17 protein-coding genes are annotated in these 22362 nt (G+C 45.0%); all 17 read right to left on the reverse strand.

Annotation, left to right across the window (positions count from 1 at the left end; all coding sequences use genetic code 11):
- A partial coding sequence (locus G358_RS0128505) for a leucine-rich repeat domain-containing protein (RefSeq protein ID WP_019640673.1) occupies positions 1-927 on the reverse strand: 927 nt, incomplete at its 3' end.
- 541 nt (positions 928-1468) lie between these two features.
- A complete protein-coding gene (locus G358_RS0128510; RefSeq protein ID WP_019640674.1) occupies positions 1469-2434 on the reverse strand; it encodes a hypothetical protein in 966 nt (321 codons plus the stop codon).
- Positions 2395-3003, reverse strand: a complete 609-nt coding sequence (locus G358_RS0128515) for an RNA polymerase sigma factor (RefSeq protein ID WP_019640675.1) — start codon at positions 3001-3003, stop codon at positions 2395-2397. The genes G358_RS0128510 and G358_RS0128515 overlap by 40 nt, the downstream gene beginning before the upstream one ends.
- A 258-nt stretch (positions 3004-3261) precedes the next feature.
- Positions 3262-3954 carry a cyclase family protein gene (locus tag G358_RS0128520; RefSeq protein WP_019640676.1) on the reverse strand — a complete coding sequence of 231 codons (693 nt, stop codon included), beginning with the start codon at positions 3952-3954 and terminating at the stop codon, positions 3262-3264.
- Positions 3938-6253: a glycoside hydrolase family 3 C-terminal domain-containing protein gene (locus tag G358_RS0128525; RefSeq protein WP_019640677.1), complete on the reverse strand. Its 2316-nt coding sequence runs from the start codon at positions 6251-6253 to the stop codon at positions 3938-3940. The genes G358_RS0128520 and G358_RS0128525 overlap by 17 nt, the downstream gene beginning before the upstream one ends.
- Before the next feature lie 40 nt (positions 6254-6293).
- Entirely contained in the window at positions 6294-7634 is a 1341-nt protein-coding gene (locus tag G358_RS0128530) for a glycoside hydrolase family 30 protein (RefSeq protein ID WP_019640678.1), read from the reverse strand.
- 65 nt (positions 7635-7699) lie between these two features.
- A complete protein-coding gene (locus G358_RS0128535) occupies positions 7700-8527 on the reverse strand; it encodes a carbohydrate ABC transporter permease (protein WP_019640679.1) in 828 nt (275 codons plus the stop codon).
- Positions 8524-9432, reverse strand: coding sequence for a carbohydrate ABC transporter permease (locus G358_RS0128540; RefSeq protein ID WP_051107744.1), 909 nt, complete (start codon positions 9430-9432; stop codon positions 8524-8526). Before G358_RS0128540 ends, G358_RS0128535 begins: the two co-directional genes overlap by 4 nt.
- 39 nt (positions 9433-9471) lie before the next feature.
- On the reverse strand, positions 9472-10767 hold the full coding sequence (locus G358_RS0128545; RefSeq protein WP_019640681.1) for an ABC transporter substrate-binding protein: 1296 nt from the start codon (positions 10765-10767) through the stop codon (positions 9472-9474).
- A 96-nt stretch (positions 10768-10863) separates the two neighbouring features.
- A complete protein-coding gene (locus G358_RS0128550; RefSeq protein ID WP_240480123.1) occupies positions 10864-11907 on the reverse strand; it encodes a response regulator transcription factor in 1044 nt (347 codons plus the stop codon).
- A 5-nt stretch (positions 11908-11912) separates the two neighbouring features.
- On the reverse strand, positions 11913-13694 hold the full coding sequence (locus G358_RS0128555; protein WP_019640683.1) for a sensor histidine kinase: 1782 nt from the start codon (positions 13692-13694) through the stop codon (positions 11913-11915).
- Between the two features lie 791 nt (positions 13695-14485).
- Positions 14486-16318 (reverse strand): glutamine--fructose-6-phosphate transaminase (isomerizing), encoded by a 1833-nt coding sequence (glmS, locus tag G358_RS0128560; RefSeq protein WP_019640684.1) that lies wholly within the window; start codon positions 16316-16318, stop codon positions 14486-14488.
- Between the two features lie 878 nt (positions 16319-17196).
- The gene (gene glmM, locus G358_RS0128570; RefSeq protein ID WP_019640686.1) at positions 17197-18537 is read right to left on the reverse strand and encodes a phosphoglucosamine mutase; all 1341 of its coding nucleotides are present in this window, start codon (positions 18535-18537) and stop codon (positions 17197-17199) included.
- Between the two features lie 33 nt (positions 18538-18570).
- Positions 18571-19938 (reverse strand): CdaR family protein, encoded by a 1368-nt coding sequence (locus G358_RS0128575; RefSeq protein ID WP_019640687.1) that lies wholly within the window; start codon positions 19936-19938, stop codon positions 18571-18573.
- Positions 19931-20761, reverse strand: coding sequence for a diadenylate cyclase CdaA (gene cdaA / locus G358_RS0128580; protein WP_019640688.1), 831 nt, complete (start codon positions 20759-20761; stop codon positions 19931-19933). Before cdaA ends, G358_RS0128575 begins: the two co-directional genes overlap by 8 nt.
- Before the next feature lie 248 nt (positions 20762-21009).
- Positions 21010-21627: a zf-HC2 domain-containing protein gene (locus G358_RS0128585; protein ID WP_019640689.1), complete on the reverse strand. Its 618-nt coding sequence runs from the start codon at positions 21625-21627 to the stop codon at positions 21010-21012.
- Positions 21628-21778: 151 nt separating this feature from the next.
- Positions 21779-22351, reverse strand: a complete 573-nt coding sequence (gene sigW, locus G358_RS0128590; RefSeq protein WP_019640690.1) for an RNA polymerase sigma factor SigW — start codon at positions 22349-22351, stop codon at positions 21779-21781.
- Positions 22352-22362: the final 11 nt, after the last annotated feature.

Below are 22362 nucleotides of genomic sequence, written 5' to 3' on the forward strand. Positions count from 1 at the left end.
TGCTAAGTCGAGGGTTCTTATATTCGTAAGCTTCCCTAATACACTTATATCTTCTATTTGGTTATCACCCAGGTTGAGAGTCTCTATTTTTTTCAACTGTTCCAAACGTGTAATATCTTTTACATCTGTTCCCCTTATGGTTAAATACTTTAAATCCGTAAAATACTGAATACCTTCCAGATTTGATAGATTGTCATTAGAGTAAATTCTTAATTCCGTTATTCCATTTACATCTTGAACCCTAATTTCTCCCTTGGGCTTTTGGATGCTAGTCCTCACTGCCTGCTCAAAGTACGGATCATCGAAACTAATCACCTGATCTTCATTATTTCCGGGAAGAGCAAAATCTTTCCCATTCAATTGTCCAAAGATCCCTGCAAGGGGCGAATAATCTGTAATGGAGTTGCCTCCAAGATATAACTCTGTCAACTGGCTTAGTCCGCTTAATGGGGCAACATTCTTAATCTGATTATTTTTAAGTTCCAGATGGGCCAACGATTGCAGCGATGATAACAAAGAAATATCCGAAATATTATTTTCATTTAATATCAACTTGCGCAAATTTGTTAAATACTGAATGCCATCTAAACTACTAATTCCACCATTAATAACTTGAAGCTCTGTAATCGTCAAAAGCTCTTCAGCCGTAAGGTCTGTACCGTCCAACTTATTTAATTTCTCACGAATAGCCAGTTCCAAGCTTTTATCGACAATTTGAATTGCAGCCGTTGCCACAGCATCAGGTTCTGGCACGGCTTCTTGATCCGTTTCCTGTTGAGTAACAATATTTTCGTCTGCAAGACCCTCGCTTGTCTGGTCTAATAATTGAGCTTCTACATCCGTTGCGAAAATAGTAGCTGTACTAGAATAACAAAATATTAGAGATAAGCTGAGAATAACCGCCCCAATCTTTTTTAACCCCTTCATTGTTCTCCCCCTGTTATTTAGTAACATAGTGTCTAAATATGCCGAAAAATAATATCGGCTGATATACAATAGATAAAAAGAACTATATTTACCTTACATGGAAAGATATACATCGTCAACAGTTCCCGTAATAAATGTATGATTTTAGGAGAATGAATAATTGTGAATTAATTGCAATCACCTTTACTTTGCCGGAAAAAGAATAGTATTGTCGAAGTCAGTGTTTTCGTGTGGATGATGACGTGCAATGGAAAACAATCAAAATTAATAGCAGTGATTCAATTTAACTTAATAGAGGATTAGCTTTTTATTTCTTAGTGCTTAGAGCTGATTTCCAGTAATGCAAAACAAGCGATGGATCGGTTCCATCGCTTGTACTATCGTACCCGTTAGTTTAATACAATTATAGGCTACGTTTTTCGGTTAATGCCCATTAAACGATATCCTTTTTTAGTACCCCCCCAAAAAACTATGCTGCCTCGTGGCAGCCCTTTTGTTATATAACTTTCGGTTCACGTTTGCTGAATTAGAACGAAAATGACTACTCCAACAGTTCCCTAGCCAGTTGCAAATATTGCTCTTTGGTTAATGCTTTGTCCCCATAGCTGGAGAGAGTATAATAGGCATCCTGCTTTTCGTTATACCAATTTAGATATTGATAACTGACTTGTTCTTTGTTTACGCTGTTATAGACAACTTCGGTCCCAGCTACCGTAATTTTTTCCACCTTATTCTCTTGCTCTTGCACCACAAACATTTTACCTTCATGCATGAGATTGACCGAAATACTTATGTGAGCTCCTCCTTTTGAATATTTCCCACTTACAAATGCCGGCTTAGACCATGGAACTGCCATCATGAACAGTTTCTCTCCACTAGTAGCCTTGGACGCTCGAGCGGTAAGCTCACTAAGTGTTTTCTGATAGATGGGTTCGCGCTTTTCTGCATCCGTCATCGGAATACTGGGACTAACGATGCCGTATTCAAAAGTATATCCATTTGTGACTTCAGGGAGTTCAGGTGCCCCCGTGCGCTTAATCTCTGCAGAAAAATCGACATAGGATGGTATGCGATTCCCTTTGTATTCAAATTGCAAGACTGGCTCCGAGTCGCTTGAGGTATTGTTATCTTTCACATAATAAGCAATCAATTCACCCGGCTTGGCGTAATTCTGGGCCTGCATAGCATACTTATTATAAGATGTTGCCATGCCTGCCGTCTCGTCGCTCGGTGCAACATATTGCACCTTGACCGTTCCAGCTTTATTGCGGATCTGAATGTATTCTGAAGTAGCATAAGCCGTCACAGAGATCATTAGAATCAGGGTCAGTGCGCTGCCCAATACTGTTGTACGTCTCATTGCCCCTTTTAAGGATGGACGACGATGATCCTCTAGTTCTGTTATTCTTCCCATTACCTGTTCCAATACGTCTATCTCAGGCAGACTCCCTTTATCGGTGGCCCGTATTATATCTTGGTATTCATGGGTAATTTCTGCTCTCTCCAATCGATCTCCTCCTCCTCCGACTTCATCACTTTCCGTACCTTTTGCTTTATCCGGTTCATTCTTTTGATAAGCGCATTGGGTCTAATCTTTAGTATCTCGCTCATCTCAGCATAGGTTTGTTCCTCAAAAACCCGCATAACGAGCATACTTCGTTCCTCCGGAGACAGCTGTGACAAGGCTACTGCAAGTGAAGGATTGTACAACCGGTTATCCAACTCCTGTTCAGGACTTGCCGACTGAGTCTCCCATCGAATGATTCGCATTACCTGCTTATGAACGCGGCGCTTCCGCAGCAGGTTCAAACAATGATTATAGGCAATTCGATAGAGCCAGGCTGAGAAATTCTCCGCCCTCTTGTACTGGTGAAGGGACTGATAGGCCTTTACCAATATATCTTGTACTGCGTCCTCTGCATCCTGTTTGTTAGCAAGCAGACGATAGCAATAACGGTAAATGGGCTGTTGAAATGCTTTAACAATCAGCGAATACTGCGACGTATTTCCTTCTTGAATCCTGGTAATTAACAGTTCCAGTTCCTTTACATCTAACGAATCCTTTGACGATGTCAACACCCCCCTACACCTTATATTACCTATAACACTTGACGTCGAGAAAAAGTGCCGTGCCTGGGAACATTTTTTAACATGAAGGATTATAATATATAACTCAATTCCAATAAGATTCGAAAATTCACTTTGATTTAGTCAATTCTTTTTTCGTATAATCCGGATACTAAAAAGAGTCCCGATGGAAATTTATCATCGGGACTTTTAAAGGAATCATTATTTAGAACAATACTTTATTGTATAGCAAATATTCAAGTCAGGTTAAGCTTCTACTTCAACAAAAATATTAGCAATAGAAGCATCACTCCCTACAATTCTTAACGGTGTGCAGAACGCACTTTTTAATGTTTTACCAATTAGAGGAAGGGGATTAATATCCTCATAAATCAGAATATAATGATTTTCAATGGATGGGTCTAATAGTGCTTTGTGAGTTCTGTATCCATTGTCCTTCCCAAAGGATAAATTTTCAATACTTAATGAATCGATAGCTACTGCTTTTAGATTCGGCAGATTCTTGCGAATCCACTCCGCAGTCTCCGGTGCCAATGCGGGAAAATGATTGGAATAGCCTTCAAAATCGTCAGCACGCTTTTTCCAATTATGCGTATTAAATATTAGCAAATCAGCCTGTTCCAATTCATTACCATAAGCTTTAATCTGTTCAATTGTAATAAGTTGATTTGGCTTTGTAGCAGGAACATCAACAAGAAGCGGGTAGCTGTAGATAAATCTTTCGATTGGTATTTTATCAATTGTAGGCGCATCTCCCCCCATATAGTGCCAGGGTGCATCCACATGTGTTCCTGCATGTAGATAGGTAGATAATACGGAGCCATTCCAATCAGCACCATTATTCAGATCATCCCGAAGGGTGGTCGTGACTTCCGGCAAACCCGGATATACAGGCATTCTGTCATAAATAGGGTAGCCAATTTCAACATATTGCTTCATTTTTTTTCTCCTTTTGGGACCTTTGTAAAATATCGTTTAGTTCTCTAATAAGCTCTGAAAGGATTTCTTCTGTAACTCCACCTTCGCTGTAGTACACCAATTGCCTTAAAGGCATGTATTTCATAATAGGAACGATCATGTCGACAGCATCATTCTTAATGGATTGCATACTTGTACTGCTTTTCCAGAATATGTCCAGTACTTTATTTAAAGGCTCAACCAAAAGAGGTTCTTGAAGCAAACGACCTATAAGCGAGTTTCTAGTTACACATTGGGTTGCTTTGGTAGGGCTAGGCTCAATATTGACTTCTTCAGTCAAATGGATATTTTTTGACGAGCTGCCTACCATGATCGTATATTTGCCACCCTGAATTCTCCAATCCTTTATATCGATATCATAGAAGGCAAATGCCCTCTTATCCAGTTCGAAGGTGACGCTTTTCTCCTCCATAGGATCAAGCATTACCTTTTCAAATCCTTTGAGTTCCTTTACTGGACGGATAACAGCATCCTGCATATCGCTCACATAAAGTTGGATGATCTCTTTTCCAGCCCGATCTCCAATATTCTTTACTTTTACATTAACTTTCAAAGTATCGTTTCCGCTCATCCACTTCTTATCCACTCGAATGGAGCTATATTCAAATTTCGTATAACTTAATCCAAACCCAAACGGAAATAAAGGTTCAACTTCCTTTTTATCGTAGTATCGGTAACCAACGAAAATTCCTTCCCTGTAATGGACGGTATCTCCTTCACCAGGGAAATTCAAAAATGACGGATTATGGCTTAATTTTTGAGGGAAAGTCTCAGCCAGTTTTCCAGAAGGGTTTACATCTCCAAAAATAATGTCACTGATGGCCCCGCCTACAGCCTGCCCTCCTAGGTAAGCTTCCAACAATCCTTTTACATCATTGATCCATGGCATCTCAACCGGCGATCCGTTACATAATACGACAACAACATTTTTTTGAACGGCAGCAACCGATTGGATAAGTTTGTTGTGGGATTCAGGCATTCTCATATGTTCCCTGTCTGTGCCTTCCGTCTCATAACTATCAGGCAATCCTGCCACAACAATGGCAACATCAGCCCATTGCGCAGCATTTACCGCCTCTGCAATCAAATCTTCATGATTTGTATCTTCATCCACCTTATACCCTCTTGCATATTTCACCAGATCTTCAGATCCGACTTTCAGTTTAACCTCATCCAATATGGAATCAATCTTGTAAGGTAATATACGTGAACTTCCACCGCCCTGATACCTTGGCTTTTCTGCAAACTCGCCAACGATTGCAACTTTCATATCTTTTTTCAAAGGAAGCACATTGTCATTATTCTTTAGAAGTACAAGACACTCACTTGCAATTTTGCGGGCCGATTCATGATGCTGAAGCTTGTCAATAGTCACACCTTGCCTACGATTATCCACTGCCTTGAATACAATTCCCAGTATCCTCTCAACAGTCTTGTTCAGGGCTTCCTCTTTCAAAGTGCCATTCTTAACTGCCTCGATGATCTTATTTTCTCCAGAACCATAGGTATAAGGCATCTCTAAATCTAAGCCCGCAGCGATACCGTCAGCGCGTTCATCTACCGCACCCCAGTCAGAAACCACAAGCCCTTCGAAACCCCACTCTTCCTTCAGAACATCGGTAAGCAGATACTTATTTTCCGACAGGTTTGTTCCATTTACTTTATTAAATGAACCCATGATCGTCCATGGCTTCGCCTTCTTTACCGCAGATTCAAAGCTGGCAAGATAAATCTCTCTCAAGGTTCTCTCATCAATAATTTCATCGATCGTATATCGATTGTGTTCCTGATTATTTGCAACAAAGTGTTTTAATGAAGCACCCACTCCCTGACTCTGGATGCCCGTGATATAGCTCGCCGCAAGTTCTGATGAAAGATGTGGATCTTCAGAGTAGTATTCGAAATTTCTTCCGCACAAAGGAGAGCGTTTTATATTAACCCCCGGACCCAGGAGAATGTCCACATTTTCCGCTTGGCATTCCTGTCCCAGTAGTTTGCCCATGGACTCAACAAGCTCACGATCCCATGAACATGCCAAAGCCGCTCCTGTGGGAAAGCAAATCATTGGAACATTTGCACGCTTCCCCTCTTTTAATGCTGCTAAATCTTGCTTGCGTAAACCATGAGGACCGTCCTGCATCATAATCGACGGAATACCGAGTCTGTCCAATGGTTTAGTGAACCAATGGTTAGCCCCAGAGCACATAGCAGCTTTCTCTTCAAGCGTCATTTCCGAAATGATATGTTTGATTTTCTCCATCACTTTTATCTCAACCCTTTCATAACTTGATTCATGAATCCTAACTCACAACAAATGTGTTTATCGAATACGGTTCTAACTCAAAAGAAAATTTCTCCCCTGCTCCTTTAAAAGTGAAGCTTCGTGCTCTGTCCAATGCGTTGCTGACAACCAGAACGATCTCTCCGTTAGGATTTTCGAATGCTAGGGAAGCACCTGTCCAGTGACCCTTCGTTTGAAGCCTGACAGCTCCGGGGGATATAAAGTGTGAGAAATGCTTCATCACATAGAATTCAGGGTTGTAAATCACTTCCTGGGTATCCGGCCGGACGGTAATGAGGGAATTTTGGTTCCACCCCCAAGTATTGGTGCCATTGGGCTCTAGGACCATATTCCAGTAGATATAGCTGTTTACCCCGTTGGCAAAATAGTGCCTGATCAGATTAAAGACATATCTGGCATAATCCCAGGTGTTATTTCCGTCTCCACACTCATTTTCCGTCTGCATGAGCTTCAGTTCGGGAAAGCTCTCGTTTGTTCTTTGAATCGCGCCTTTACCTGCCCATTGGTATCCTACACCCTTGATATGCCTGCGGGCTTCCTTATCGAAGAGCACCTGGTCCACATAGGAATCATAATCCTCCAGCACGGGTCCCTTCATCGTATATAGCATTCCGGACGGTCCGTTCAAGGTGCCAAACCATATTTCAGCCGGAACCTTTTCCTTTTCAAACAATGGGCCAATATGATCCCGAATAAAGATTCTGAATTGCTCCCCAGTCATTGGGCAGGCCGGAAACTTATGGTCGACAAGAGGCTCATTTTGAATATGGATCTGGTGGATATCAATCCCCTCGGTCTTATAGGCGTCTACATATTTTTTGAAATAGAGCGCGTAAGCATCTAACACTTCTTTCTCCATTCTCAGGGTGCCAGTGTTGTATGTCTTAGGGAATTTCATCCAAGTCGGCGGACTCCATGGCGTGGCAAACATTTTCATGTCCGGTCTCAGTGCCAAAGCCTCTTTAATATAGGGGATTAGGTAAGAGCGATCCCGATCCACCGAGAATTTCTCCATCCTATAGTCGCCGTCATTTTCATTATAGCTATACCATTCTGCGGCATAATCACTTGCGCCAATCGGTGTTCTACAGAAACTGAACTTAGAGCCCCTTTCAGGGTGAAAGAGCTCGGAAATAACCTTTTCCCGTTTCTCTTCATCCAGTTTCGAGAGAGCAATCCAGCCAAGTTCATTGAAGCAACCTCCAAAGCCGTCAATGGTTTGCTTCTTCTCACCGGTCAGCTCCAGAGTATCCTCATTGCCTGAAGTCGGCTGTATACGCATCTCTTCCCATATTTTCTCGGCTGTTGTTGATATCCATCTAATTTTCTCTTGGTTCATCCGTGTTCCCTCCAAAGATAATAATGATCAACGCATGCAACCTTAGGTGTGCACCTTGGCAAAACTCAACCTTTAACTGCGCCTTCCGCTATCCCCGCTACAATGAATTTCTGAAAAATCGCATAAATGATAACAACCGGAATCGCCGTCAGCACCAATGCCGCCAAAATCAGCGACCATTCTTTCGTATATTCGCCGAATAATTTATTGGTAGATAGGATGAGCGTGTAATCGTTAGTGTCCTGAATCATCAGCAAAGGCAGTAGGAAATCGTTCCAAATCCACAAAAATTTCAGTATCCCTACGGTAACTGTAATGGGCAGTAGCAAGGGAAGAATGATGGTCGTAAATGTCCTGAACTGACCACAGCCATCCATACTAGCCGATTCCTCGAGTTCGCGCGGAATGGACTTCACAAACCCATGGAATAAAAAAATCGCCATATTCACGCCTAGACCGATATAAATGACCGCCAATCCGTAGATGCTCCCTTGCAGCGATAAGGTTTTTGTCGTTTTCACAAGCGGAATCATGATCGAATGGAATGGCACCAGCATAGAAGCGATGAAAAGGAAGAAAATGAAATTGCTCAACTTACCGGGCGTTCGGGATAGCTTGTAGCCTGCCATAGCAGCAAACAATAAGATACCGGCGATCCCGAGCACCGAGACAATTACTGTGTTTCCGAGACTGGACAGCAATTGCGTCTTCTGAAGTGCTTGCGAATAGTTTTCAATTTGAAGAGTACTCGGCAGCGACAAGATGGAGCTGAACATTTCTTTCTCTGTTTTGAACGAGTTCAAGACGGTCACATACAAAGGGAAAAAGGAAACGATCGCAAACAACGACAATACGATGGTAATGACGGAGGAGCCCAACCTCGCCGTTCTCATGCCTCCACCTCCCGCTTTTTCATCACAAATACCTGAACAAAGGTAAACAGCATAATCATGGCAAAGAGAAGCACCGATTTGGCACTGGCATAACCATAACGGAAGTTGTTGGAAAATGCCTCTTCAAATATATTCAGCGTGATAACCTGAGTCTCTCTGCCCGGTCCTCCGCCGGTCAATCCATAGACGACGTCGAAAACTTTGAACGCGCTATTCAAAGTGAGGAAGAAGCAAATCGTGAATGCATGCGTAATCATAGGTAGCGTGATATGAACAAGGGACTTAACGGGACTGGCCCCATCGATGATTGCAGCCTCGCGGAGAGATTGCGGCACTCCCTGCAAAGCAGCCAAGTAAATAATCATCATGTACCCGACACCCTGCCATAAAGAAACGATGGCGATAGAGAAAAAGGCCGCCTTCGGATTCCCGCTCCACTCTTGGTTCAGAAACAGCCAGCCTGTCTTGACGGCAAGCTGAGGCAGTACTTGCGAAAACATGAAGGTCCATATGAATGAGCTAATAATCAAACTGACCATGTTCGGCATAAAAAAGATTGTTCTGAAAAATCCTTTCATTTTCCGTTGAGACTCGATAAGAATCGCAAGCAGGAGCGCAATCACATTCTGCGCAATGACCATGAAGATAACATGTTTCAGTGTAAAACTAATCGAATGAATAAAATCAGGATCGTCCGTAACCGCCTCAACAAAGTTGTCCAAGCCTATGAAATGATAGCTTTTGGCGAGTCCGTTCCAATCCGTAAAGCTATAGTAAAAGCCCCCTAAAGTCGGAATCACGAGCATAACAAAATACGCAATGAATGCCGGGGCGACAAATGCGAGCAAGGCCAGATATTTGTTTTTCACGTCAGCATCACCTCCATGATGCAATAAAGACAGCATTTCTGCTGTCTTTATCACATCTCGTTTGCAGAATTGGGTTTAGTTGTTGATTTTGTTAGCATTCTTCCAAGCTCTGTCCAAGCCGCTGATCACGTCATCCTGCGATATCGAATTGGAATAGTACGCTTGCAGCAGCTTTCCGACTTCGGCCTTGACGGCAGGTGGCATAGACGGATCTTTGTATGCTTTGCCCTCTTTAATATAATCCAGCGCGTCGTTAACCCACGGATAGGTTTCGAACGTATGATTTTTCGCAATCGGATTAAATTTCAAGCTCTTGTACAAATCGTTAGTTTCATTGTCGTCCAGCACAAAGTTCACGAAATCGTACGCCAGTTCTTTGTTTTTGCTGTCTGTAGCCACAACGAGCGAAGTGGAAACGCTCATATTAATCATCGTGGCGTTCGGATTATCATTGATCGGCAGCGGCGCGACACCGATCTGAATGTCCGGGTTCGACTTCAGAATCGTATCCGCATACCAGGGCCCCATCACCCACATCGCCGTTTCTCCTTGCGCAAATGCCGCCGCACCGTCCGCAGGGGAAACTTCAAGCGCCCGATCGTTCCCATTGGCACTAACGAGGTCGAAAATACCGAATAGTTCAGTTTTGATTTCCTCGTACGATCCTTTGTCACTGTTCATCCGGTCAATGAAGTCCTGGTTATCCGTATTGACCATTGCGCCAATCGTCAATGAATTGAAGAGCTGTGGCGGTGACACTTCCTTATAGGTCAATTGGAAAGGCGTAATGTCATTTTTCTTCAATGTCTCGATAACCGCCTTCATTTCGGTAACGGTTGCCGGCGGCTCCAGTCCGAGATCGGCAAATATTTTCTTATTGTATAAGTAACCCCAATTCAGCGTTTCAAGCGGTACGGCCAGTACCTTGTCTTCAATCGTGACAGCCGATTTGACGCTGTCCAGGATTTTCTCCACGAACGGCTGATTGGACAGATCCTCTACATAACCCGCTTTATAGTAGGTGGGCAGATCGTTGATCGCATGCAAGGCGAACACATCCGGAACGTCGTTGGCTGCCAGTCTTGTTTTCAAAATTTGCGGTGCTTGATCGTTAGGGGGCATTTCCATCTGTACCTTGACATCGATGTTTTTCTCCGCTTTTACCTTGGCTACGAAATCGGCTACGAACTTGTCGTATTGCTCCTTGAATTGAGGCTGAGGAATAAAGATCTTCAATGTTTCTTCTTTCGGTGCCGCCTTGGTGACTTCCGAGGCTTGATTCCCGGTATTCTCGGCTTTGTTTGCCGCGCATCCAGCAAGCAGCAAAACCGCCACCACCGTACTTAGTAAGATGTTCAAGCTTTTTTTCATATCTTTACGACCTCCCTTTAGTAGACTACGCTTTCATTGTATATGATTAATGGGAGCAGTTAATTAGACGAATTTAACCGCTTACATTGCACTTTTTCACCCTTGATTTTTCCGCATTTCTCCAGGAGAGACTCCGAAATATTTCTTAAACACCTTGTGAAAATAGGCTACATCTTCATAACCGCACATTTCAGCTGCCGATTTAATCGGAATCTGGTCGATGATAATCCATTCTTTCGCCTTCTCCATCCGCAGTTGCTGGATATAGTCCGTGATGTTGACGGCAAACTCACTTTTGAAAGCTCGGCTGAGGTAGACATAACTGATAAAGAAAACTTCAGCGATCTTTTCCACCGTAATGGGCCTGGTAAAGTTTTTTTCGATATACGCTTTAATATCATTCAGGTTCAATTTCTTCTTATACTTCCTTTGGTCGATCAAGGCTTCGATTGTAGAAACATAAAGATTGGACAATGCATCCACGACCGCTTCCAGTGAGGCAAATTCAGATGTTTCTAAGGGCAAGGGTTCACTATCAGCCAAGTTTTTCACCATTAGCTCGTTCAACAAAAATAAATACTCTTGATAAACACGCGCCAATTCGAACGCTTCCAATCGTTTATAGGCCTCGATTTGGGCTTCCAACTGCCGGAACGCGGCTCGAACATTCTCCGTATCTAGATCGGCAAAGTAAGAAGCGATAGCGGGCATCGCATTTTTGATCATCTTCATCAGCTCGATATCAGACACAACCTTCTGCTCAGCCGCAGCGGCAGACTCAATCTCATCTTTGCATATTCGCAATAAGGTATTCAGTTCTTTCGGATCTATCGGTTTCAGCAAGTAATCTTTGGCTCTCGAGAGAATCGCTTGTTTCATATATGCATAATCGTCATACACGCTAACGACGATTAGCTTCATTGCCGGAAACCGATCATGGATCCATTGCAGCAATTCAGCTCCATCCATGCCCGGCATTCGCATATCCGAAATCACAATATCGGGAGACTGTTCCTCTATGAACCGAATCGCTTCCAGTCCGTCACCGGCTTCCCCAACAATTTGCATGCCGTAGGATTCCCAGTTGCCGAACCTTTTAATGATGTCCCGATTCCATTCTTCATCATCGACAATAAGCACCTTAATCAATTTGTGACACTCCTTTCCAATGGCAATAGCAAACGAATGGCGGTCCCTTTCCCGAGTTGACTGTCAACAGAGAGCCCATAAGGTGCACCGAAATGCATGCGAATTCTCGCAGCCACATTATTCAAACCAATCCGTTCACTGCCCGTCCAAAGCTGCTCAGTTTGTGCCTCAAGCCGATGACGAAGCTGACTTAGTCGTTCGGGTTGAATACCCGTTCCGTTATCTTCGATCAAGATGACAACGCCCTGCGCAGTAAGCTTGGCAGAAATATTAATTTCCCACGCCTCCGTTTTCTTATCGAAGCCATGAATGAATGCGTTTTCAACAATAGGCTGCAAAGTAAGCTTTGGGATAGCACATGACTCCACACCTGGTTCCAGGACGATGCTCGTCGTAATACGTGAAGTAAATCGCTGCTTTTGAATGTATAGATAATTGTGAACGTGATCGAGCTCCTGCTGCAGTGTCGACAGCTCTTCCGGATCCCGGATAACATAGCGGAACATGTCGCTTAACGAGCGGATGACATCATAAATTTCATCGGGGCTTTTGGAGAATGCCATACTGCCGATCATTTGCAACGTGTTTTGTAGAAAATGCGGGTTGACCTGGGCTTGCAGCGCCTTCAGTTGAGCGGTTCTTTTCTCTAAATTGATGCTGTACTCCGTCTTGATATATTCTTTAAGCCTTTTGGACATATTATAATAGCGCATCTCCAACAGTCCGATTTCATCTCTTCTCGCAACGGGCGGAGTTTCTTCTGCTTTCAGCGGAACCATGCCTTGCATGGATCGGGCCAATTTTACAATGGGTTTCGATGTTTTCCATGCAATCGTAATCGCAATGAGAACGGCAAACAGGGTGGAGATCGTTCCGATAATGACCGCATACTGCCAAGTTCTTCTGGCACTATCATCAATAAAACTGCTGGGTATCACTTTGATGACGTTCAAATTCCATGACGGGATAGTGCTGTAAAATATATAATTTCCATTCATTCGAAAATAACCTGATTCGGCGTGCATTTGGTTATGAATCCCGGTTAACTGATCGGAAAAAGCCGGCTCCCCTCCGAGGGAGTAAAGCACTTCGCCTTGTTGATTGGAGATGAAGACCATTTGTTCGCTCCCCGGAGTCAGTAGATTCAGGGTGTTGTCCAGGTTGGACCAATTGATTTCAAGTGCAATGCCGCCAAGCCGTTTCCGGTCTTCAGCTCTATTGATAGCCCGCATTAAATAAAATGTGCCCGTATTATCTTTATTTTCAATGGTAAAATTCCCTTGATTTCTGAAAAAATTGCCGAACGGTTCCGGTATCCGCGGTGGTGTTAAAACTGCCATCTTACTGCCGTTGACGAGAAATTGTTTATTCGAATCTCTTAGATAGACCTGAATACCAGATAAGTAATTGACATTAGAATAATAAATCGAGGTAACGGCATTCACGAAACCTGTTTGAGCATTAAAGGCACTGGAAGGGTTGTCATCCCCCATCTTGCCGATATAGTCGTTGTAGCTTTCGTTTATAAGCAAGGTGTAGATGATATTGTTCATTTGCTCAAAACGTTCTCCCAGATAGCCAGCAGTCCATTTGATTTTTGTCGAGTTTGACTCAATGACTTCTGCTTCAACCGATCTTTTAGTATTCTCGGCCGCAAACAAAGAGACAAAGATCAAAGGAATGCAAGAAAAACCGATCATGGTTACAATCAGTTTATTTCGAATACTGCGTTGAATAGGGTCCAGAATGAATCGGAAAATCCCTGGTATTCTTCTCAATGAACTCACTGCCTTTCCCACGAAGTCATTGGTAGTATAACACAAACCGGACCCCAATCTTTTTGAGGAGTCCGGTCAAAGGAAGTGATATAGTGGCGAAGAAATCATAACAAGTTAATTATCAAATAGAAACGGTCGCAATGCATTGGATAGAATTACCCAGATTCATTGTATTTTTTTACCCACATTGAAATTGCCACGCATTTAATTGAATCATATCTTGCTCACTTCTTGATTTAGCGTCGCCTGTGAATAGGAGTGAAACATCGCCATACGTTAAATGCACTACGTCAATGAAAAAGACTGCTAATTCGCCTGTTGGCCGGTTGAATCACTGGTTCACGACATCTTACTGGTTCATGACTTTTTTATCACCAGACATGTTAATCTGTAGTCATGAAAAATATTTTGTCCTCAGCTGTCACTTTCCCAATCCCCTTCAATCCCTTACCACACCTGGGTTTGTGGACAGTTTGAGGACAAGATGAGGAAATGCCTCATGTAAAAAAGTTTATCCGAAAAGCAGGGGGGAATATTTGAGCAAGAAAAGGAGGGCGTACGATCTCTTCCCTCTCCCCATCTCTCGAAAGTCGCGTCGCTCCTGAATTTCCCTGCATCTTATAATCGATCATTCCTCTCTCGTTTCCTTATTGAAATAAAAAAGGATCGGGGATTCACTGGTCATTGGCTCCAGCATTCCCCAATCCTTGGACAATCTTTTTTACATCAGGACAAAGTTTATTTCATCAAGACAAACTTTTTTACATTGTGACAATAATCAACAACTTCCCCTACTCCACCGTCACGCTCTTCGCCAGGTTGCGCGGTTTGTCGACATCGTTGCCGCGAGCCAGAGCAGCGTAGTATGCGAGCAGTTGCAGAGGCACAACCGACAGCGCCGGTGTAAGCAGCGGCAGCGTCTTCGGAATGGAGAGCGCCTGATCGACGGACTTCAGCAAGTCCGCGACATGCTCCTCATGCGTGATGGCCATGACATCCGCACCGCGTGCTTTCACTTCCTTAATGTTGCTCACAGTCTTCTCAAGCACATTGTCTTGGGTGACCAAGGCAATAACCGGAACGCCTTCTTCGATTAAGGCGAGCGTGCCGTGCTTCAGTTCGCCGGCTGCATAGGCTTCGGAATGAATATAGGAAATCTCCTTCAGCTTCAACGATCCTTCCTGTACGACGGAGTAATCCAGACCGCGTCCGATAAAGAATAGATGCTCATGATCAGCAATTTGCTCGGCATAAGCCTTCACTGCGTGAGCCTTCTCCAGCATGCTCTCTACCTGCTCTGGCAGGGACTGCATTGCAGCGATAGTATGGGCGATCTCCTCCTCACTTTGCGTGCGGCGCACCTGAGCCATGTACAGGCCAAGCAAGTAGAACGCAATCAACTGTGAGGTGTAAGCTTTCGTCGAGGCGACGGCGATCTCCGGTCCGGCCAGCGTGGCAATGACGTCGTCTGCATCGCGAGCGATCGAGCTGCCAACCACGTTCGTAATCGCGAGTACATGAGCACCGTTCGCATGAGCTTCACGCAGGGCAGCCAGCGTATCCGCCGTTTCGCCGGATTGGCTGACGACGATCACAAGCGTCTCCGGTGTGATCAGAGGCGAGCTATAACGGTATTCCGAAGCTACATCATTCTTCACTGGAATGCGAACGAGCTGCTCAATTGCCGTGCCGCCCACAAGCCCAGCATTAAATGCCGTACCACAGGCCACGATGTGAATGCTGTTCAGGCTGCGTATTTTCTCCGCTGTCAGCTTCAAATTGGGAAATACAACCTTACGCCCGCTTTCGTCGATCCGCCCTCTCATCGTGTCACGATAAGCCTTAGGCTGCTCGTGAATTTCCTTCAGCATGAAATGATCGAAGCCGCCTTTTTCTGCGGTCACTGCATCCCAATCGACAGAAATCATTTCCCGAGAAATAAAGTTCCCCTCAATGGTCATCAATTCGACAGCATCTTCGGTCAGAACCGCCATCTCACCGTCATTCAAAATATATATTTTTCGCGTATAATTCAAAATGGCAGGAATGTCTGAGCCGATGAAGTTCTCCCCTTCACCCAGCCCGATAATCAGCGGGCTCGCTTGACGTACGGCGACAAGCTTGTTTGGTTCATATTCCGTCAACACGCCGAGCGCAAAAGCGCCGCGCATATAGGTGATGGCCTTCTGAACCGCCTTAACGATGTCCCCTTCATACTCGCGAGCGATCAAATGGGAAATGACTTCCGTATCCGTCTCGGAAACAAACACATACCCTTGGCTGATCAGTTCTTCCTTCAGCTCTAAATAGTTCTCCACGATCCCGTTATGCACAACGGAGAACTTCTGGCTGTGATCGGTATGCGGATGCGAGTTCACATCCGATGGCTTGCCATGGGTAGCCCAGCGGGTATGTCCGATCCCGGCCGTACCTACAAGCGGCATATCCTCCAGCTTCGATTCCAGGTTGGCCAGACGGCCGATCGACTTGGTGACTTGCAGACCGTCCGGCGTAAATACAGCGATGCCGGCTGAATCATATCCACGGTACTCCAGCTTCTTCAGTCCATCGATCAATACGGTTTGCGTGTCTCTTTTCCCAATATATCCAACAATCCCACACATATTTATATATCCTCCGTTTCATCATCTCAAAATTGATGTGCTCGAAATGAAAGAAACGGAACAATTGTACCGCAGTACACAGAGACAGCATATTCAATTGTCAAAAATTAAATATATGAAAACAAAAAGAAAAGTCTGAAATTATCCAGGCATTTTCATGAATGTCCGCTTCTCTCCGCACACTGCGGTTCTTCCGCTCTTTCTCTCACACATTCATGAATAATTATCATTAATCTCCAGCATCCTTCCGGGAAGCTTGTCAGAACAGTTGCCCATTCCTTTTGACTTCCTCGATCACGGTATGGATGAAATACCGGGAGGTCCCCGCCGAACATTTCGAACACCTCCACCTCGTCAGCTTCGATTGCCAAGCATGGTTCCGTAAAGAGCTACCAAGGCCTGATGCCCACGGGCACGGGTTGCATCCCACTAGCTGCTGGTGGACTTGCTAACCCTTTGGCTTAGTATAAGCCTGCTGTTGAATGGCTTAACTGCATCGTATGGATAACCCTATACTACGAAATCATAGCTTCGCGCGAATGAAGCTCTGGCGCTTATTTTGCAATAACCTCACGATCCTCACTTTCTTTTTTGAATATGCTTATTATATGCAACCCCGGATCATTTGGCAATAATCATCTCGTCCTGGTCCACATGCCCCCTTTCAGCACTTGCTAAAGAACTCTCGCCTTTTCTGCACTCCCCTGTGCCAAACGATACGGCCTAAAAAAGCCGCTGAAGCAGGTATCCCCTGTCCCAACGGCTCAGCTTATAAACTACGTAAATAGTCCCTAATATAATCCATGGATATAATCTTACTTACTACAAATTGGAAAATAATCACCATCAATCAGGTGGGGAATTATTTAGCACATTAATTATACCAGTTCCGCCTCTACTACAGAGACGATTTGCGATACGAGCTGCTCTAGCTCTGCTTTATCCGGGCCTTCCGCCATAACACGAATCAGCGATTCTGTTCCAGAAGGGCGAACGAGCACCCGGCCATTATCCGCCAGATGACTTTCCACGGTCGCTACGGCCTGCCCGATCGCTTCATTCCCCTCGTACTTGCTCTTATCCTTGACGCGAACATTGACGAGCACCTGAGGATATTGCTTCATCACCTTCTTAAGCTCACTTAACGACTGGCCAGACGAAATAAGCGTATCTGCGAGCTGAACCGCCGTCAAAATGCCATCGCCCGTAGGAATATAGTCCAGGAAAATAACATGGCCGGACTGTTCCCCGCCGAGGTTGTATCCGCCACGGCGCATCTCCGCCATAACATAACGGTCACCGACAGCCGTCTGTGCCGTATTCAGTCCAAGCTTCTTAGCCGCTTTATAGAAGCCGAAGTTGCTCATCACGGTGGAAACTACTGTGCTATCTTTCAATTTGCCGGCACGATTCATGGCATCGCCGCAAATACACAAAATATAATCGCCATCCACTTCTTCCCCGTTCTCGTCAATCGCGATCAGCCGGTCAGCATCCCCATCGAAAGCGAGGCCTAAATCGGCACCCAGACGTACGACCTCTTGCTTCAGCAGTTCTGGATGGGTTGAACCGCAATGGTCATTAATATTCAATCCGTCAGGCTCCGCGCCAATCGTGTGAACTTCAGCTCCGAGCTCTTTGAACAGCCGTGGTGCCAATTCATAAGCTGCCCCGTTGGCGCAGTCAAGCACTATTTTAATGCCGTTAAAAGAAGAAGAGATAGTGGACTTCAGGAACTCCAAATATTTAAACTTGGATTCTGTATCGACTGTAACGCTGCCCAGGCCGTCTCCAATCGGACGCGGAAGCTCATCCACTTCCTTATCCATCAGCTCTTCGATTTGCAATTCAGTCTCGTCAGACAATTTATACCCGTCGCTGCCAAAAAATTTAATCCCATTATCCTCAACCGGATTGTGTGAAGCGGAAATCATGACGCCCGCATCCGCTCCCAGCTTCTGCGTTAAGAAAGCGACGGCCGGTGTCGTAACCACACCTAAGCGGATGACGTCTGCCCCGATAGACAACAGGCCCGCTACGAGCGCTGATTCCAGCATGACACCGGAAATCCGGGTGTCCATTCCGATCACTACTTTAGGCTTCGGAGCTTGACCTGCAAGAACAAATCCTCCGCAACGACCAATTTTGTATGCCAATTCCGCAGTCAGTTCCTTATTTGCAACTCCACGTACTCCATCCGTTCCAAAATACTTCCCCATGATTTCACTCCTTATAGTTTATGTGGATCTTTGTTACCCTTCTGTATTCGCTCCGTTTCCGTTCCCGGCGGTATTTTCTTCAGGAGGCACCGTAGGTGCTGTTTCTTGTTCGCTTGTGCCTGGATCAGATGGCCCCTCCGGTTCCGTATTGGCCGGATTGGCTGGCTCTTCCTTCTCCGTCAGTTCAATCACAATCTGCCGAGAAGTATCGCCCTCAGCGAGCCTGACATGCAGCGGCAATGTAACTACAACCGGAACCGTGTGCGTTCCGGGTCCAAGATTAGCCAGATCTGCAGTAATCATAATTTCTTCCGGCTTCAGCTTATCCAGAATGTCTTTGGCGCCTAGAACCCGAAGCGACATTCTCTTATCCGGGGGATCGAGAATCGTCGCCGTCAGGTGCTGATTGTCCAGCTTCAATGATATGGGTATGCTGCTGATCTGCTTTTCGCCCGGTGGCTCGACCTTGACGATGACCGTAACGGAGCTAGGCTCGATTTTCTCAGAACCTTCGGGCGGAGTCAAGTCCACTGTATACCTAGTTTGATTAGTCCCTTTGAATTGACTTAAATCTACGGCCACTGAGTAGGAAGAAATACTTTCCAACACTTCTTTAGACCCATATATAGCTACCCCTTGTACATCGCTCTCGATGCTGGCTACAACGAGTCCGTTTGGAAGCTGTCCCACTTCCGTAATATCGAGCGGGACGCTCTTGTACAGCTTCGTGACGGGAATATCCACGTCCACAGATGAAGGCGTAATAACGGCATTTTCCATCGCCTGCCCATGCTTATCATATGCGGTCAGTTTCACACTTTTTCCCTTTATCGGATCAGTTATTCCGCTAATATCGACAATGCCTTGTACCCGCTCGAGCTCCGCCAGCTCACTCTCCGGCAAGGTTACCTGAACGATACCCGAGCCAGCGACAACCGGCGTCCCGAGCTGCAATCCCTGCGCAGGCTGTCCCTTCGTAATGATATTGACGGGAATATCCTTCGTCTCTTTCGCTTCAATCGTCACTTTGACGATCGAAGGACTCATCGACACCAATTGAACTCCCGGCGGCAGTTCATGAACAAGCGGCTGCGACGATGTGCCCGGCCCGACATCGCTTAAATCGAGCTTAACCCGGTAATCCGAAAAATTCGTCGTAATATCGGTACGTTTTCCCCGCACCTCCAGCCTTACTTTATCGGTCTCAAGCCCGGACAACACATAATTGTCACTATCGAAACCAACAACTTGAATTTTTACGTTATCGATTACTTTCGTATTCACTATAGGTGTAGGCGCAACTGGCGTTCCACTATCCAAGTGCACCATCGCCCATAAAATTATACTGACGATAAGCGCAATCACTTTGGCCACATTGTTATGACTGAGCCATTTATCCATTGTTCCCGCCCTCCTTCTTCTTCCAGAAAGGCGTGCGTTTTTCTACCTGGCCCGAATTAGGCCCCAGTTCTTCAAACAGCTTGGATATTAGCGATTCCTCATTAATGTCGCGAACAATTTGACCATCTACAGCGAGCGAGATCTGTCCGGTCTCTTCAGAAACAATGATGGACACAGCGTCTCCGACCTCACTGATCCCAATCGCCGCCCGGTGCCGCGTTCCGAGCTCCTTGCTGATAAAAGGATTCTCAGATAACGGCAAATAACAGGCCGCTGCCGCAATACGCTGTCCCTGGATAATGACAGCCCCGTCGTGAAGCGGTGTATTTGGAATAAATATATTAATGAGCAATTGGGAGGTGATGATGGATTGCACCGGAATGCCTGATTCCGTATATTCATTTAAACCGGTGTCTCGCTCGAAAACGATGAGCGCACCGATTTTTCTACGTGATAAATAATTAATGGCCTTCATTATCTCGCTAACTTCTTTACCGAACTCCTCCTCGTCCGCCGTGCTTCTCCCGAACAATTTGCCTCGGCCAAGCTGTTCCAGCGCCCGTCTAAGCTCAGGCTGAAAAATAATAAATATCGCGAGCACCCCAAACGTAAACATTTGGTTCATGAGCCATTTCAATGTATACAAATCAAACCAGGTACTCACAGCCCAGATGACGACCAGAAACAAAATGCCCTTAAGCAATTGAACAGCCCTGGTTCCCCGCACCAATAGAATGAGATGGTAAATAATGTAAGTTACTATAAGTATGTCAACTATATCTTTAATGGTATCCTGCCATGTTAAATTTTCAAAATAGTTCATGGTGCAACCCCCGTTTATTTCCCCATCAACTTTACGTGTCAACAAAGAAATATTATGTACTGCCGGCATCATAAAGCTTGTTTATATAATCCCCTTAAACTCTAGGTTATAACGTTCACAAAGCAGATGCAAGTACCCGAGCGAAATAGTATCTTTCGTCTCTATATACATAATTTTCCTTCTTACCCAAAAAAATAAAAGCGCCTTGATCCCATAAGGGAGGCGCCAATCAAAATGCAACCAAATCACTACCTGTAGGCGACTTCCGTAAACGTATTGGTAATTCTGTACCAAATCCAGTCCAGCGCTTGGTCGATGCTCTTAACTTCTCCCAAAATCTTAGCCGTTGAAGCCTGGTATAAGGATCCATCGATCACAGTCAAATTCCCTTCGACCTCGCCGTAAATTTCCGCAATCCCGTTCTCCACAGTCAAATTGCCGGCTACTTTGGAACCGTTTGGTACCGTCACAGTATTTCCATTAATGATGACTTGATCCAAATCCTTGCCTTTCACTACAAGCTGATCATCACTATTCCACAGTGAAATAGCGCTAAACAGCATCACTAGCAGAAACATCGCCGCCGCCGTTATGGCAGGATGTTTCTTGACCCAGTAGATCCAAGCCCGTTGCTTATGCTGACTGGGAATGGACTTCATAATCCGGTCTACCAATTCATCGGAAGCGGTTAATGAAGTACGCTTAATTGTGGCAAACAGCATTAATTCTGTCTGCTCCAATTCCTTGAATTGCATCTGGCAGGATGGACATCCTTGGAGATGCTTTTTAAGTGACAAAGCCTGTTCCCCAAACAACTCGTCATCCAAATACTCATGCATCAATGAGGCGGCTTGTTTGCAATCCATATCAGCCAGTCCTTTCAGTAAAATCTATACAAACCTTATAACCACGGTGTAAATTAGTCGTCCTACAATACAATACGTTGCACGTAACATTACGTTTCAAAAAACTCATCCATTCCATTTAAGCCTCGGCTTAAGCCCCCGCCGCTAAACGCTAGAGCATTTTATGCTGCAGTTTTTTGCGCAAAAAGTCCCGTCCGCGATGAAGGCGGGTTTTTACAGTCGTTACCGGCATGTCGAGCACTTCACTAATTTCACTTAGCGAAAGCTCCTGTAAATACCTTAGTATGATTACGGACTTATATTTCGCCGGCAAGCCATCGATCGCATGATGAATCGTCTGCTGTGTCTCTGATAGCAAGTATTCACTCTCCGGCGTTCGTTCATCCCCAGGAATGAGCGTATATCCGTCCAAACCCTCTTGATCGTTCATCTCCGCATCGAGATAATAATTCGGCTTACGCTTGCGCAGCCTGTCTATGCATAAGTTCGTAGCAATTCGATACAGCCACGTAGAGAACTTCTGCTTCTCATCATAGCGCTCCCAATTTTTATATACACGTAAAAAAGACTCCTGCACGATGTCCTCCGCCTCATGGCGGTTTAACAGCATACGGTAGGCCAGATGAAATATTTTATCCTTATATAAATCTACAAGGTCAGCAAAAGACTCCTGATCCCCTTGACGGGCTAGCTTCACTAATCTCGCATCAAAATGATCTACCATTGAATTTCCCC

The organism is Paenibacillus fonticola DSM 21315, assembly GCF_000381905.1.
Lineage (GTDB): Bacteria > Bacillota > Bacilli > Paenibacillales > Paenibacillaceae > Fontibacillus > Fontibacillus fonticola.